General features: G+C 72.1%; 8 protein-coding genes. 2 read left to right on the forward strand and 6 right to left on the reverse strand.

Annotated features, from left to right (window positions below; all coding sequences use genetic code 11):
- Positions 1-6: 6 nt before the first annotated feature.
- The 5 genes from ACJ8AN_RS02155 to ACJ8AN_RS02175 all read right to left on the reverse strand — a co-directional run bounded on the left by ACJ8AN_RS02155 (position 7) and on the right by ACJ8AN_RS02175 (position 8763).
- Positions 7-1428, reverse strand: coding sequence for a hypothetical protein (locus ACJ8AN_RS02155; protein ID WP_407753511.1), 1422 nt, complete (start codon positions 1426-1428; stop codon positions 7-9).
- Positions 1429-1499: 71 nt separating this feature from the next.
- Positions 1500-2513, reverse strand: coding sequence for an ADYC domain-containing protein (locus ACJ8AN_RS02160; RefSeq protein ID WP_407753512.1), 1014 nt, complete (start codon positions 2511-2513; stop codon positions 1500-1502).
- Positions 2514-2646: 133 nt separating this feature from the next.
- Positions 2647-6459 (reverse strand): protein kinase domain-containing protein, encoded by a 3813-nt coding sequence (locus tag ACJ8AN_RS02165; RefSeq protein ID WP_407753513.1) that lies wholly within the window; start codon positions 6457-6459, stop codon positions 2647-2649.
- A 33-nt stretch (positions 6460-6492) separates the two neighbouring features.
- On the reverse strand, positions 6493-6951 hold the full coding sequence (locus ACJ8AN_RS02170; RefSeq protein ID WP_407753514.1) for a response regulator: 459 nt from the start codon (positions 6949-6951) through the stop codon (positions 6493-6495).
- Between the two features lie 156 nt (positions 6952-7107).
- Positions 7108-8763, reverse strand: a complete 1656-nt coding sequence (locus ACJ8AN_RS02175; protein WP_407753515.1) for a carboxypeptidase-like regulatory domain-containing protein — start codon at positions 8761-8763, stop codon at positions 7108-7110.
- Between the two features lie 169 nt (positions 8764-8932).
- Here ACJ8AN_RS02175 and ACJ8AN_RS02180 point away from each other — a divergent pair, with 169 nt between their 5' ends.
- Positions 8933-9382 (forward strand): HIT family protein, encoded by a 450-nt coding sequence (locus ACJ8AN_RS02180; RefSeq protein ID WP_407753516.1) that lies wholly within the window; start codon positions 8933-8935, stop codon positions 9380-9382.
- A 53-nt stretch (positions 9383-9435) separates the two neighbouring features.
- The gene (locus tag ACJ8AN_RS02185) at positions 9436-12300 is read left to right on the forward strand and encodes a TonB-dependent receptor domain-containing protein (RefSeq protein WP_407753517.1); all 2865 of its coding nucleotides are present in this window, start codon (positions 9436-9438) and stop codon (positions 12298-12300) included.
- Between the two features lie 17 nt (positions 12301-12317).
- On the opposite strand, the gene ACJ8AN_RS02190 is transcribed toward ACJ8AN_RS02185, so the two are convergent.
- Entirely contained in the window at positions 12318-14690 is a 2373-nt protein-coding gene (locus tag ACJ8AN_RS02190) for a serine/threonine protein kinase (protein ID WP_407753518.1), read from the reverse strand.
- Positions 14691-15026 lie beyond the last annotated feature (336 nt).

The following is a 15026-nucleotide window of genomic DNA, read 5'->3' on the forward strand; positions in this document are numbered from 1 at the left end:
GATTCCTCAGTTCGCGGGCAGCGTGGCCAGCAGGCTCGTGTCCACCGGCAGCGAGCGCGTCTTCCACCAGAACGTCGCCGCGTGCTTGTTGCCGCTGTCGTGCTGCTGCGTCCACTTGAAGGCGGCCGTGCAGCTCGCGCCATTCGTCAGGGTGAGCTCGCTCGCGGCGATGGCATGGTCGTCCCCGTCGAAGTACCCCGGGTGCTTGCACACGCCCACCACCTCGAGCCCCTCGTCCTTCTCCCCCGCCGGGCACGCCGTGCCGATGCCGTAGGTGGACGTCGAGCTCCCGTACGCAATCGACGTCGACGTGGTGAGCGAGCCCGTCTCCGACACGCGCGGTGCGCTCCGGAACACCCACTCCAGGATGCGGTCCCTCGCCGCGCTCACCGCCTGCGCGTGCCCGCTGATGCCCGGGTCCACGATGGCGCTATGGCAGAACGAGCCGTACTTCACCCCGTGCGACGGCCGCCACGTCTGTCCCGGCGCGGGCGTCATCCCCGAGCCCACCGCCAGCCCGCTGCCCTGTGCATCGAACGGCAGCGGGCCATCGCTGTTGCCCGTCCACAGCGACGGCGAGCAGCTCGCCCACGAGTTGAGCATCAGCGCCCGCTTGTTGCGCACCACCCAGTCGGCGGCGGGGAAGGCGGTGATGTCGCCCGCGTACTCGCACCACCCGTTGCCCAGCGCGCACGAGTCGCCGAAGCCCACGATGGGGTCTCCGTACTTGCACGCGGTGACGAAGCTCGTCGTGCCCACCACGTTGTACTTGCTCGTCCCCAGCGAATCGACCATGCCCTGCACCGACACCACGCCGGCGATGCGGCCCTGCACGCCCCAGTCCTGGGTGCCCACGCCGTTGGGCCCCACGTTCGCCGCCACCTCGAAGGCCGCTCGCGCGCCCGAGCTGTGCGCCACCAGGAGGATGTTCTTCGAGCCCGCGGGGAAGCGCCGGTTGATTTCCTGCGCCAGCCGGTAGCGCCACTCGTACGCGGTGGTGCACGGCTCGCCCTGCTTCGTGGTGGTGCAGCCCGGGTCCCCCACCTCCCAGTCATCCATGTTCAACGGGTCCGTCGAGTCCGACGGGTGGTAGGGCGAGGCCGGTGCCGTGTAGAGGTTGGCGTGCGCGGAGCGGGTCACCACCGTCACGCCCGGGTGGCTGGCCTGGTACTCGGCGATGTACGTGGGGAGCGCGGTGTCGACGGCCGCCTGCAGCTCGTTGAGCGAGCCCTCCGCGTTCTGCCGGTGCTCCGGACAGCCCTTCACCCCGTGCACGTAGAGGATGTTGAGTTGCACCGTCCCCTGCTGCGTCAGCGCGGCCGGAGAGCCACGCACCTCCGTCAGCGAGGGGGCTTTGTCCGCTTCCGGTGAACCACAACCCACCGCGCCCACCACGCCCACCATCGACAGCCACTGACGGATGCGCATCGTGCGTGACCTCCCTGTCACGAGTGAAGGGAGGCCACGCTAGCCGAAGCGGCGCGCGCCTGGGCGGCGGGCTACGGCGTCTCGCTCTGAAGCAGCGTGCCGGTGGAGAAGGCCTCCGCCGTGCCGCACTGCGTCTTCACCGGCGCGCCCGGGCATGACACCGGCGCGTGGGCCCGGTTGTGGTCCGTGAAGCAGCGCGCGCCCTCGGTGTCCCACTCCGCTTCCAGGCCCCAGGACTCCGTGTCCCGCTGCACGCCCGCCGCGTCGTAGAGGTTCACCCACTGCCCGTTCACGGTGTGCGAGGAGCCATCCCCGCAGTAGTCCGCGCGGATGAGGCGCGTGCACGCCTGATGGTGCGCCGCCAGGCTCACCCCGTTGACGCTCGCCCACGGTTTGTAGCCAATGCGGATGCACTTCGCGATGGCCGCCCCCTCGCACGCGAAGGTGAAGGTGCGCGGATCCTCGTACTTCGCGCCGCCCTGGCCCGGCAGGTTCTGCCGGTAGTCCCAGCGCCCCGCCACCGCGATGGCGTCCGCCGGCTGCCCGTTCGCGTCCTCGCAGATGGGGTACCACCGGCCGTCCGCCGGCTCGCGATAGGACACCCGGTACGTCCACACGTCCCGGTTCGCGCCCACCCCCGGCGTGATGCCGTCCACGCGCAGCTCCAGCTGTCCTCCCACGTCCAGGTTCCCCAGGAAGCGTGCGTGCTGGAAGTCGAGCCCGGAGAGGGAATGTCCGCGCAAGCGGCCGTGGAGCACCGAGCCCTCCAGCCACACCTTGTCGAGCCGTCCCTCGTGCCACGTGGACCTGTTAACGCCCCAGGTGGCCGCGCCGTTCTGGCGCTCGAACCACGCGCCCGCGTAGTCCACCGACACGAGCATCCGGGGGAGCCCCTGCTCGTTGAGCGCGTCTCCGTTCAGGTCCTTCCCGTTGAGGTTGATGCCGTTGAGGTTGATGCCATTGTGCACGCCCAGGGGCGCCTCGGCCTGCCCGAGGTGCCCTTCGTCTGGCAGGGGCGGCTCGCCACCACACGCCGACACGCCCACGGCCGCTACGACAATCCGGCACCACCCGCTCGCTCGCATGACCCGCCCCCTCCGTCACACCGTCCCCGTCACACGCGACGGTGTGCAGCGGTCATCCGCCCGGCAAGCCACACATGTCGGACCCAGACACTTGCACTGTCCAGGACCACCCCCTACGGAGGCACCCGTGAAGTCACTTCCGCGCGGGCAACGTACGAGCGGGCAGGTCGGCGCATACGCGCAGGCCCACGGTGATGTCCCGCAGGGTGTGCTCGGGTAGCTCGCGGTTGGCCAGGCGCGCCGAGGCGGCGGCGAAGTAGTACGCCCCCCCGCGCGCCACCACACGGCCGGGCTCCACCGACGAGTGCGTCCACTCCCACGCATTGCCCGCCAGGTCGTCCACGCCGAAGGGACTGCGGGACGCTGGATGCGCGCCCACCTCGTCCGGCCCGAAGCCCCCGGGCTCCTTGCCGTAGGTGAGATCGAAGTTGGCGTCATCCGGAGCGAGCACGTCACCGTGGGGGAACTCGCGCCCATCCTCTCCCCGCGCGGCGCGCTCCCACTCCAGCTCCGTGCACAACCGGGCACCTGGCACACGGCCCGTCCGGTCCAGCCACGCCGCGTAGGCCTCCGCGTCCTCGAAGGAGATGCCGGTGACGGGAAAACGCATCCAGTCCTGCGCCACACGGTGCTCCCGATTCTTGTAGCGCAGCGGCTCCCCGGAGCGGACGGTGTAGGGCACACCTCCCGGCTGGAAGTGGAGGATCCACGCGTTGCCCTCGCGCACCAGCCGGAGCATGCCGTGGTAGGTGGTGCTCGTGTGCGGCAGGCGGCGGGCGCGCTCCCGCTCGGGCAGCGACTCCACGAAGGCCAACCACTCGGTGTAGGTCGTCTCGCGGCGGGAGATGAGGAAGCCCGCCGTCTCCTTCTGGTGCAGCGGCACGGCGTTGAAGAAGCCGCGCACGCTCGCATCCGCCGCGCTGCCGAAGAGCACGCGGCCTGGCGGAACATAGGCGAAGCCCGCGGGGAGCTGTCCCGCGCGCAGCAGCGGCGGGGACAGTCTCCTGCGCTCCCCGCGAGCCAGGCGCAAGGGAACGAGCGCGGGCTCATGGCCCGGAGCCCGCACCGTCAGCCGCCAGTCTCCCGGGGCCACCGCCACGTCCACCCAGGGCCCTGGCCCGAGTGGCACCGGCTCGCCGATGACCTCGCGGCCCTCCGCGTCCCTGGAGGCGGGCCGCAGCTCCAGCGTCGCTCCGGGCACGGAGAGCTCGAGCGTGAGGAGCGCGGGCGCGGTCCAGCGCGTCCAGCGTGCTCCGGACGTGTCGTACAGCCGCAAGCGCTGCAACAGCGCCGGCAGCTCACCGGTCTCCATCGACTGCTCGGCGTGGAAGGCCCGCTCGAGGAGGAAGTCGGCCAGCGCCTCGCGCACATCCCCGCGCATGGGGTCCAGGACGAGCGCGTGCTCCAGATGGCTTCCCGCCTCGTCCAGGTGATGGTGCAGCGAGGTCTCGGCCGTGACGGTGCGTGCCCACGCCGTGTCTCCCGCCTCCTTGTTGCCAGCGTCGTAGTGCTGGAGGGCCTCCTCGCGGGCCGAGGCGAAGGTGGTGCGTTCGCGCTGCACCGCGTCCATCGCGGTGGTGGCATCCGCCAGCCAGCCGCGCACGGCCCCGTCCCGCTCCGCCTCCTCGTGCAACCGCACGCCCACGTAGACGCACGCCAGCGAGAGGACGAAGCCCGCGGCGATGGCCCGCCGCATGTGGCGGCTGCGCACCACCTTGCTGCGCGAGGCTTCCAGGAAGGCCAGCTCGCGGCGGGTGAGCTCGGCGGGCTCGAGCTGAGCGGCCTCGGCCAGCTGCCGGGGTCCCCAGAGCATGTCGCGGACACGGCCGACGCGCTCCCAGTGGGCGGAGTCGGCCTCCAACCGGGCCTGTATCTCGCGGCGCTCGGCGGCCTCGGCCAGCCAGCGCGCCAGGGTTCCCCAACCCGTCAGCAGCGCCTCGTGGGCCAGCTCGTAGGACGTGCCGCCCTCCCCCTCCCGGGCGCCCAGCAGGCGCGCGCGCACCAGGGCCTCCAGCGCGGCGCGGTGGCGCGGGTCATCTCCCACCAGCTCGCGGTCCGTCTTGCGGGCCCGGGTGCCCTCGGCGGTGATGAGGCGCAGCAGCACGCCGCGCGCCGCGCTGCGCTGGTCCGGCAGCAGGCGCGCCACGGCCGCGTCCGCGTGCTTCGCCAGTGCACCCGCCACGCCCCCCAGTCCGTCCAGCGAGGCCTGGGTGATGACGCCCGTGTCCCCGGCACGCGCCTCCCACAGCTCGGCGAGCGCGAATTGCAGCAGCGGCAGCCCGCCCCCGGTGGCCGACGCCACCAGCGTCTCCACCAGGGCCTCGGACTCGAAGCGCGCGCCCTTCACCCGCGCCGGGCCCACCACCGCCTCGCGAATCTCCTCCGGGCCGAGCGCCCGCAGCAGGTACAGCGCCCCGGGCACCGCCGTGCCCAGCCCCGGCACCGCCGTCAGCCGCGTGAGGAAGTCGCTGCGGCACGTGGCCAGCAGGCGCACGCCGGACAGGCCCTCGGCCAGTCCCCCGAGCGCCAGTCCCGCCTGCGCGGCCTCGGCGTCGCCCGCCAGCGTCACCAGCTCCTCCAGCTGGTCCACATAGACGACGAGCCCCTCGTCCGCGCCCAGGTGCGCGCGCAGCCGCCGCGCCAGCCCCGTGGGGTCCGAGCGCAGGAAGGCGGTGAGTCCCTCCTCGTCCGCGCCCAGCACCGGGGCCAGTGCGGCGGCGAGCGCGGCGGCGGGACGGCGGCCCGGAATCAGCCGCACCCCGCGCCAGCGCCGTCCGTCCTCCAATTCGCCCTCGGCCAGCCGCGGCAGCACCCCCGCCAGACACAGCGAGGACTTGCCCACGCCCGAGTCCCCGGCGAGGAGCAGGAAGGGCTCGGCCCGCAGCCGCTCCAGCACCTCGCGCTGCTCGCGCCGCCGGCCGAAGAAGAGCGCGCGGTGCTCGGCCTCGAAGGGTTGCAATCCGCGGTACGGATTGCCCTCGGGCACGGCGCCGGCCCACTCGTCGCGCGAGAGCTGCTCCAGCGCGTCCAGCAGCGGCACGGCCGAGGCGAAGCGCTCCTCGGGGGCGCGGCGCAGACAGCGGTCCACCACGGCCGCGAAGTCCGCGTCCACGCCCGGAGCGGCCTCGGCCAGGGGCCTCGCGTCCTCGGTGGCCATCACCCGGGACAGCTCGCGCAGGGGCACGTGCCGGAAGGGCCCGCGGCCGGCGCACAGCTCGTAGAGCACCAGCCCCAGCGAGTACACGTCGCCGCGGGCCGTGAGCTCCTCGCCCACCCAGGCCTCGGGAGACATGTAATAGGGCGTGCCCACCAGCATGCCCACGGGCAGCGACGGCAGGTCCACCCCGTCCAGCGAGCCCGCCACCGCCTCGGGGTCCAGCTCCGGCAGCACGGGCGGGCCCCTTCCGGGCTCGCGCGGCGCGGGCACCTCCATGAAGGGCGAGCCCGGGTCCATCAGCTTCGCCAGCCCGAAGTCCAGCAGCTTCACCTCGCCCGTCTCGGTGAGCAGGGCATTGCCGGGCTTGATGTCGCGGTGCAGCACGCCGCGCCGGTGCGCCGCGCCCAGGCCGCGCGCCAAATCCCTCCCGAGCGCCAGCGCGCGCTCCCACGGCATGGGCCGGCCCAGGGCATCCAGCGAGGTGCCGCGGACGAACTCGGAGATGAGATAGGGGTGGTTCTCCAGCTGCCCCACCCGGTAGAGGGTGACGACGTTGGGGTGCTGGACGCGAGCGGCGGCGCGGGCCTCCACGAGGAAGCGGGTGAGCGCGCCGGCTCCCAGCGCGCGCACGAACTTCACCGCCACGGGCCTGTCGAGCAGCGTGTCGTGCGCCAGATACACGCGTCCCGTGGCGCCTCGGCCAATGAGGCGCACCAGGCGGTACTCGTCGAACGCCTCGGGTGGAGTCCACCCGTCGACGTTGGACCGGGAGGCGGACGGAGGGCCCACGGTGTCGTCGTTGCCGTGTCTAGGGGGAGGGGCTCAGGGCCTGCTCTTGGCCTTGCTGGGCTTGAGCATCCGGTGGATGCGCGCTTCCAGGTCCTGGGGCAGACAGGGCTTGGCGACGAACTCGTCCGCGCCGGCCTGCCGGGCCTGTTCCGCGTTGCCGGCCAGCACGTGGCCGCTGAGCGCCATCACCGGAATGTCCCGGGTGCGCAGGTCCTGCTTCAGCCTCCGGGTGGCCTCCCAGCCGTCCATCACCGGCAGCGACAGGTCCATCAAGATGATGTCGGGCGGGGCGCCCTGGGCCTTTTCCACGGCCTCGACACCATTTCGGGCCACTTCTACCTGAAACCCGACAAACTCGAGGTACTCCGCATACATCTCGCGCGCGTCGTCGAAATCGTCGACCACGAGCACACGCATGCGCTGGGCCGAACCGGCCGGTTCGGTGACCTCATTCGTCCTGGTTTCGAGGGTTTGCGTAAGCGGTACGGTCATGGCGCGGTGCCCTCGTACAAGGTGGGAACGCCGAACCATGCTATGCATGCCCCCCTGGATGCGCTCGTTCCGGCCAGGGTCCGGAGGGTGCCGGGCCCACGAATCGTGTCGGGGCCCGGACACTTCACTCACAGCGATGATGACTTGGGCGCGAGATTACCGGGAGAGCGTCGTTTCGATGGGCGCCCCCAGCACCACCGGCCCCCCCCAGGCCGTTTCCCAGTAGGCGGACGGCTCGGCCGTCTGGAACCTGGCGAAGTCGAAGCGCACCTTGGCGGTGGTGGTGGTGGGGTTGATGGCCGGCAACGACGACGAGGCGCTCCCGTACTGGAAGACGAAGCGGGAGGTGGCCTCGTTGAAGTTGGTGGTGTCGATGGGGAACTTCGGGGCGCCCTCCGTCAGGCAGGTGTTGGTGGCGGGCGGAGCGGCCGAGGACGGCTTGAAGGCCGGGCTCGTCACGTCCGAGACGACGTAGGCATCGGGCGTCGTGGCGGTGGGGATGACGACCTGGCTGAGGGTGACGATGACGCACTCGCCCGGCTCCAGCGTGCCGGTGGTGCCGGTGGTGCCGTCCTTGATGACGGCGCTCGCCATCTGCACGGGCTTGGGGGTGCGGGGGTCGCCGCTGATGAAGTAGCCCTTCCACGTCTTCACGGTGCCGTCGTACGCCGAGGTGGCGCGCAGGATGAGGTTGTGCTCCTGGCCCTCGTGGAGCTGCGCGGCCGAGGGCGTCAGCGCATACACGTCCCCGTTGGCGCTCGCCGTGACGGTGACGTCATAGCGGTCGCGGCCGAGCTCGTCCGTGACGATGGCCAGCAGCGAGTCCTTCATCACCGGGTGGCTGAAGCTCAGGTAGATGGGCTGGCCGGGGGTGACGAGGTTGCGCACGGGCCGCTTCTGCAGCTCCATGGCCGCCTTGCCCGCGTCCCCCGAGGGCAGGTTGACGTAGGTGAGGCTGGGGACGTTGGTGGCCACCAGCTTGAAGCCCGCGGCCGGGTCCGTGTCGCCATCGGTGCGCGGCGCGGACAGGCGCAGCAGCCGCGTGCCGCCGGACAGCAGCAGCTCCTCGGCGTCGAACGTGCCGGAGTAGCCCGCGGCGTCGGCGATGCCGTCGCCATTGGAGTCCACCGGATCCACCCACAGCCCGTAGCCGCCCGCGGCCGCGCCCACGCCGCCAATGCGCGCCAGCTCGGCCGGAGAGGGCACGTTGTTGAAGGTGACGACGCCCAGCGCATCCGCCTTGGCGGAGACCACCACGGAGCTGGTGGCCGTGGCCGAGGAGCCGTTGATGGCGATGGTGCCGGCGGGACGGGCCTCGAGGTACGCCTGGGCGCCCGAGGCCGGCGCGCCCGAGGCCGTGAGCAGGGTGAAGCGCACGCTGCTCGTCGTCTCGGCCAGGGCGATGACGCCGACGTTGGCGTTGCCGTCGTTGATGGGGACGTTGCCCGCGCTGGAGGGCACCGTGGCGTTGGCGCGCAGCGTGGCGTAGCCCTGCTTGCCCACGGTGACGAGCACCTGGGAGCCGGCCGGCACGCTGGTGAGCAGGAAGTTGCCCGCGGCGTCCGTGGTGGTGGTGAAGGGCTTTTCCGCCGTCGCGCTCCCGATGGTGAGCCGCACCGAGGCGCCCTCGATGGGAGCCATCCGCGTGTCGAGCACCTGGCCGGACACCGTGCCCTTGGGGGTGGCCGGAGCCACCACCGTCACCGAGTCCGGCTCGCGCACACCGTCGGCGATACCGTCCCCATCCTTGTCCTCCGGGCCCGCGCATCCGACGACCAGGAGCGGCAGCACGACTGCCCAATGCTTCTTCATCTTCCCACCTTGAATGCTTGGAGTGTCCCGCGCGTGGCGGCGGGGCGACACTCTCCGACCGGGCCCGGCCGCGTCAAGAAGGGCACAGTTGGCCGCTGGCCTCGGATGCGCCAGGTAGGGTGCAACGGGGGCGGACATTTCCGCGAGGCGCGCTGGTAGCGTGGGCGCCATGAGCGACGTGGACGTGAACGACCCCTGTCTCGGCTGCGCGGTGGTGGGGGGCACCACCCGGCCCGTGGGAGGAGTGCTCGCCCGCTCGGCTGGCCTGGTGCTCCATGGCGTGGCCTCGCCGAGTCCCCTGCCCGGCTGGGTGGTGCTCACCAGCGAGCGGCATGTGCGCGCCCTGTATGACTTGAACGAGGAGGAGGCGGGCGAGCTGGGCCGCTTCGCCGCGCGGGTGATGAGGGCGCAGCGCGAGGTGCTCGGCGCCGAGCACGCCTACGCCTTCGCCATCGGGGACGTGCTGCGCCACTTCCACCTGCACCTGGTGCCGCGCTACCCGGACACGCCCAAGGGGCTGTGGGGCCGGGGGGCCTTCGACGCGGGGCCCGGGGAGGGGCGCCCGGAGGAGGAGCTGGAGGCAGCGGCCCGGAAGCTGTCGGCCGCCCTGGCGCGCTGACTCCACCGCTGGCCGGTGGACCTGGGGCGCACTCGTGAAAGAATGGCGGGGCCATGCGCGCGCTCCGCCTCGCCTTCTTCCTCCTCTCCCTGCTGCTCGTGCCCGCCGCCGCCCGGGCCAACAACACGGCGGACGAGGCGGACGTGGCCTTCGAGGTGGGCAACGAGGCCTATGCCCGGGGCCAGTACCGCGAGGCCCTGCGCGCCTACTTCGCCAGCTACCGGCTCGTCCCCAACCGCAACGTCCTCTTCAACATCGCCCGCTGCTACGAGGCCCTCGCCCGCTACAACGAGGCCTACCGCTACTACAACGACCTGGTGCAGCAGAAGCTGTCCAGCGGGGACGAGGCCGAGGTGCACCAGGCCCTGGAGCGGCTGCGGCCCAAGGTGGCGCTGGTGCGCGTCACCACCGTGCCCCCGGGCGCCGAGGTGCTGGTGGACCGCGAGGACCTGGGCATCCGCGGCCTGTCGCCCCAGACGCTCGCGCTGACGCCCGGGCACCACAAGGTGATGGTGCGCAAGGACGGCTACCGCCCCGCGGAGGAGAGCATCCAGGTGGCGCGCGGCCGCTCCGTCTCCCAGGAGTTCAACCTGGAGCTCATCATCGGCGAGGTGAAGCTCTCCGGCACGCCCAGGGGCGCCGAGGTGCGCGAGTCGCCGGACGGCCCCGTGGTGGGACTGGTGCCGGACACGCTGCGCTTCACCCCCGGCCGGCACGTGCTGCACGTGCGCGCGCCCGGCTACAACCCGGCCCAGTTCCTGGTGGACGTGCCCGCCGACGGCAGCGTCCCGCTCCAGGTGACGCTGCGCAGACAGGAGCAGCCCACCGGGCGCCTCATCGTCACCGCCAACCGCGACAACGCCACCGTGCGCGTGGACGGCGAGCCCGCGGGCTTCACCCCCACCGTCCTCACCCTCACCGCGGGCGAGCACACCCTGGAGGTGGAGAGCCGGGACGTGCGCCCCATGCGCCAGCAGGTGACGGTGGCGGCCGACCACGAGACGCGCATCCACGCGGACCTGCGCTACGAGCCGCCCCCGGTGCGCGCCGCGTCCAAGAACCTGCTCTCCGTGGACGAGGCCCCCGCCTCCATCACCGTCCTCTCGCAGGAGGAGCTGCGCGCCTTCGGCTACACCACGCTGGCCGAGGCCCTGGCGGCCGTGCGCGGCATCTTCATCTCCAATGACCGGACGTACACGTACCTGGGCGTGCGCGGCTTCGCGCCGCCGGGCGACCTCAACACCCGCGTCCTCATCCTCTGGGACGGCCACTCCGTCAACGACGTGTGGGCCGGCCAGGGCTACGCGGCGCGGGACTTGACGGTGGACCTGCAGGAGGTGGACCGCATCGAGGTGGTGCGCGGCCCGGGCAGCGCCCTCTACGGCACCGGCGCCTTCTTCGCCGTCATCAACGTGGTGCCGCGCGACTCGCTGGGCCAGGAGCACAAGGTGGAGGCCACGGCGGCGGTGGAGGCGCTGGGCACCACGCGGCTGCGCGCGACGGCGGCCTGGGACAACGGGCGCGACGCCTCGGCGCTGCTGTCGCTGGCGGGCGTGAACATGGCGGGCGCGGAGACGACGCGGCTGGGCGGCGGCCTGCCCATGGTGGAGGGACTGGATTCGGAGCGCGCCGCCACCGCCTCGCTGCGCGCGCGCCTGGGCGGCTTCTCGCTGCAGGCCCGGCTCCACGGACGGGAGAAGCAGATTCCCACCGGCCCCTTCAACACGGACCTGGGCGCCCCGGGCACCCGCGTGCAGGACCTCCGCGGCTTCGTCGAGGCGCGCTACGAGAAGACCCTGGACGAGCGGATGAGCGTGTCGCTGCGCGGCTCCTATGACGCCAGCCGCTACCGGGGCTACTGGGTGTACACGCGCGACGGGGTACAACAACGGGACACCGACGCGGGCCGCGCCGACTGGGTGTCCGCCGAGGCGCGCTTCCTCATCCAGCTCTTCGAGCCCAACCGCCTCACCGTGGGCCTGGAGGGCCAGGGCCAGCTGCGCGTGTCCCAGGAGAGCTTCGGCCCCGCGGGCTCCGCGCCCCTGCCGAGCCAGCGCCGTGTGCTCGTCTCCGCCTACCTGCTGGACGAGTGGCGCCTGCACCCGCGGCTGAGCCTCTCGGCGGGCCTGCGCCTGGACAAGTACCTGGATCTGGACACCACGCCCCTCACCCCGCGGCTGGCCCTCATCGCCCGCCCCTACGACCGGGGCCTCACCAAGCTGGTGGTGGGCCGCGCCTTCCGCGCGCCCAACGTGTACGAGCTCGGCTACAACGACGGCGGCGTCTCCCAGGTGGCCGCTGGCGAGCTGGAGCCGGAAACCATCACCACCTACGAAATCGAGCATGCGCACGACCTGACGGACGAGCTGCGCCTCACCGTGGGCGCCTACGACAACCGCATCTCCAACCTGGTGGTGCTCGGGACGCAGGAAGGCCCGCCTCGCTGCGGCACCCCGCCCGAGATGGCCTCGTGCCTCGTCTTCAGCAACCGGCCCGGCGAGACGACCGCCTGGGGCGTCGAGGCCGGCCTGCACTGGCAGCCGGGGCGCTACCTGATGGTGGACCTGGGCTACTCCTTCGTCACCCTGCGCAATGCCTCGGACGAGGTGGCCGCGGCCACCCCGGCGCACCTGGCCACCGGACGGCTGCTGCTGCCCCTGGGCAATGGCGAGGTGCGGCTGGCCACCCAGGCCACCTACCAGAGCGCCCGCGGCAACGGGAAGGAAGGCGCCGCCCAGGGCGAGGCCCTGCTGCTCGGCGTGGGCCTGTCCGGCGAGTACCAGCGCCTGCGCTACTTCGCCGGCGTGCAGAACCTGCTCGACTCCCACTACGCCCTGCCGCTCGGCAGCGAGCGCGCCGCCGGGGCCGTGCCTCAGTACGGGCGCACCTTCACGCTACAGCTCACCGCCGGCTTCTGAGCCTCACCGGCGGGCGCTCACAGGTCCTTCGCGGGGAACTCCGCCCGCCCCTCGGCGCACACGAGACCGACCCGGTCCTTCTTCATGAGGTCCACGTCCGCGCCGCCCCTCCTGAAGTCGCGCAGGGGCGCACCCAGCGTCGTGTTGGGGGCCACGCGGCCCAGCCTGTACACCTGCCGCCCCGTGGTGACGAGGACGCAGTCGGTCCAGAGGAAGGAGTCCGAGTTGGTGATCTCGATCTTCTTCAACAGCGGGCTGAAGCCCGTGACGTTGATGCGCCCATTCAACTCCAGGGATTGGGCGGGCTTCGCCTCGGCGATGGGAGCCGGCGCGGTGGCGGGGGCGGACGTGGAGTCCTCATCCTCGTCCTGCTCAGTACCGGCCCGGGCCGCGTCGGCGGGCAGCACCAGGAAGCGCTCGACCTTCCCGGCGGCGCGCACGTTGGCGTCGGGGTTCAGCTCCGACTTGAGCGGTCTCGCCACCAGCACCGTGGCCTGGCCGAGCAGCCTCGCCTTGCCGTCCTTTCCCGGTGCCGCCACCACCTGGAGGACCATTCCCTTGCGGAGCCCCGCCAGGCGGCCGTGGCCGACGACGTAGTTGCCCCCCTTGGGCGTCATCAACTCCACGTTGTCCGCGGAGACGAACTTCGGCGCGGCCCGCGGGTGTGAAGCGGCCGGCTTCGAGGACGGAGCCGCCGCGGCTTCGGCCTGCTCGGGGGACTCGTCCGGCCCGGTCTGCTCGGGAGCGTCCGCTGAGGCCTCTTCGTCTGGATCGGCCGAAGCGTCCGCGTCCTCCGGAGACGTGCCCGGCCCGGAGCCATGGGGCACCATGGCCAGGGGACCGGACTCACCGGGAGGAGGCCGATGCTCGCCACCCGGAGGAGGCGGCCGGAACTCGTCGTCTGGTCCGCCCGGAGGAGGAGGAGGCCGGAACTCGCCACGCGGTCCGAGAGCGCCGGGAGGAGGCCCGCCCGGATGCATCGCGCGCATCTCCTCTCTCCGTTGACGCTCTTCCTCGTGCCTCTGGCGCATCTCCTCTACCCGTTGATGCTCGTCCTCCTGCGCCTGGTTCATCACCACGAACGAGGTCACCCCCGCGGTGGCGCCAATGAGGCCGAGCGCGCCAAGGGCGATCGCCGCCGTCCATCCCTTGCGGCCGGGGCCGGAGGACTTCTCCAGCCGGAGGGTCTCCGCCGGCACGGCGCCGGGCGCGACCGCGGGAACGGGGGTGGTGCTGGGCGAGCGCACCAGGGTGGCCTCGTAGCCCGTGCCCGAGTCGATGCCGGTACGCGGCGAGGTGGGCTCGAAGGCGGCGGGAGGCGAGGCGGGCAGTGGCGAGTGGCGCGCGGTGTTGACGGGCCCCCCGTTGCTGACGGGCAGGGGCGTGCGGCGCAGCCCCGAGGAGGTGAGGAGCGAGAGGAGCTTGCGCTGCGAGGCGAAGGCCTCGGGGCAGAGCGAGCGCACGAAGTTGCCCAGCTCCTCGGCGCCGAAGGAGGCGGCGGTGCGCAGGAACTGCTCGTTGAGGGCGCGGGCGAAGTCGTCGGCGCGGGCGTAGCGCTCTCCAGGGCTGGGAGCGAGCGCGCGGCGCACCACCGCATCGAGGGCCGGATCCACGTCGGGGCGCAGCTCATGGAGCGCGGGCACCGAGGGGTTGGTCATGGCGGCCATCATCTCGCCCATGGTGCCGTGGGCGATGAGCGGCCGGCCGGCGAGCAGCTCCCACACCACCACGCCGCACGAGTAGAGGTCGCTGGGGGAGTCGACGGGCTCGGCGCGCACCTGCTCCGGGGACATGTACCCGAGCTTGCCCATGACGGTGGAGGGCAGGGTGTACTTGCTGCGCGCGGCGCTCTTGGCGAGGCCGAAGTCGATGACCTTGACCTCGCCCTCGTAGGACACCATCACGTTGTGGGGCGAGACGTCGCGGTGGACGATGCCCAGGGGCATGCCATCCGGGCCCGTCTTGCGGTGGGCGTAGCCGAGCCCCTCGGCGATGCGCTGGCCGAGCAGGAGCGCCACCGGCACGGGGAGCTGCTGATTCTGGGCGCGCGCCTGCTCCTGGAGGTAGGCGAGGTCCACGCCGGCCACGTACTCGAGGGCCATGTAGTAGGTGCCCTCGGCCTCGCCCATGTCGTACACTTGGGCGATGGACGAGTGGACGAGGTGCACCAGCACCTTGGCCTCGTGGTGGAAGCGGTCGAGGAACTGCCGGTCCTTGAGGAGCGCGGGGAGGATCGTCTTGACGATGCAGGGCTTCTCGAAGCCCGCGGCGCCGGAAATCTTGGCGAGATAGACCTCGCCCATGCCGCCCTGTCCGAGCAGGTGGACGAGCTCGTAGCGTCCGAGGGAGCGGGGAAACTGGGGTGATTCGTTCATCGGCGGAGAGTCCATGGCCCGGGGACGCCCATCCTAACCCGGGACCCGCTGGATGGTTGCGGCAACCCCCTACGAATTCCTGAAGACCCCGGCCTCCCTGGGGAAGATCGGGGTGGGGAGCCTCTCGCGCCCGCCCTCAAGCAGGGGGAGCGAGGGAGAGTGGGGGAGAGGCAGGGCAACATGCATGTACCGCCCGTGCCGCGGATGAGAGGCATTGGTGGCCCCGATGACGGCCAGAATTGCCGCCACGCCGGTCGGTTTCCTGGACTTGACCCCGTAGGTCCGTAAGATCAGTGCGGACCGGGAGGTGGGGGAGTCCCGAGGGGGAGACTGTACTGAACTTTTGTACAG

Origin of the sequence: Archangium sp. (assembly GCF_045802675.1) — a bacterium.
GTDB lineage: Bacteria > Myxococcota > Myxococcia > Myxococcales > Myxococcaceae > Archangium.

What these genes read in the sequence shown, in the direction of transcription:
- ACJ8AN_RS02180 (WP_407753516.1), top strand. Translation starts at nt 8,933, where the DNA reads ATGAGCGACGTGGACGTGAACGACCCCTGTCTCGGCTGCGCGGTGGTG.
- ACJ8AN_RS02190 (WP_407753518.1), bottom strand. Translation starts at nt 14,690, where the DNA reads ATGGACTCTCCGCCGATGAACGAATCACCCCAGTTTCCCCGCTCCCTC.
- ACJ8AN_RS02170 (WP_407753514.1), bottom strand. Translation starts at nt 6,951, where the DNA reads ATGACCGTACCGCTTACGCAAACCCTCGAAACCAGGACGAATGAGGTC.
- ACJ8AN_RS02185 (WP_407753517.1), top strand. Translation starts at nt 9,436, where the DNA reads ATGCGCGCGCTCCGCCTCGCCTTCTTCCTCCTCTCCCTGCTGCTCGTG.
- ACJ8AN_RS02155 (WP_407753511.1), bottom strand. Translation starts at nt 1,428, where the DNA reads ATGCGCATCCGTCAGTGGCTGTCGATGGTGGGCGTGGTGGGCGCGGTG.
- ACJ8AN_RS02160 (WP_407753512.1), bottom strand. Translation starts at nt 2,513, where the DNA reads ATGCGAGCGAGCGGGTGGTGCCGGATTGTCGTAGCGGCCGTGGGCGTG.
- ACJ8AN_RS02175 (WP_407753515.1), bottom strand. Translation starts at nt 8,763, where the DNA reads ATGAAGAAGCATTGGGCAGTCGTGCTGCCGCTCCTGGTCGTCGGATGC.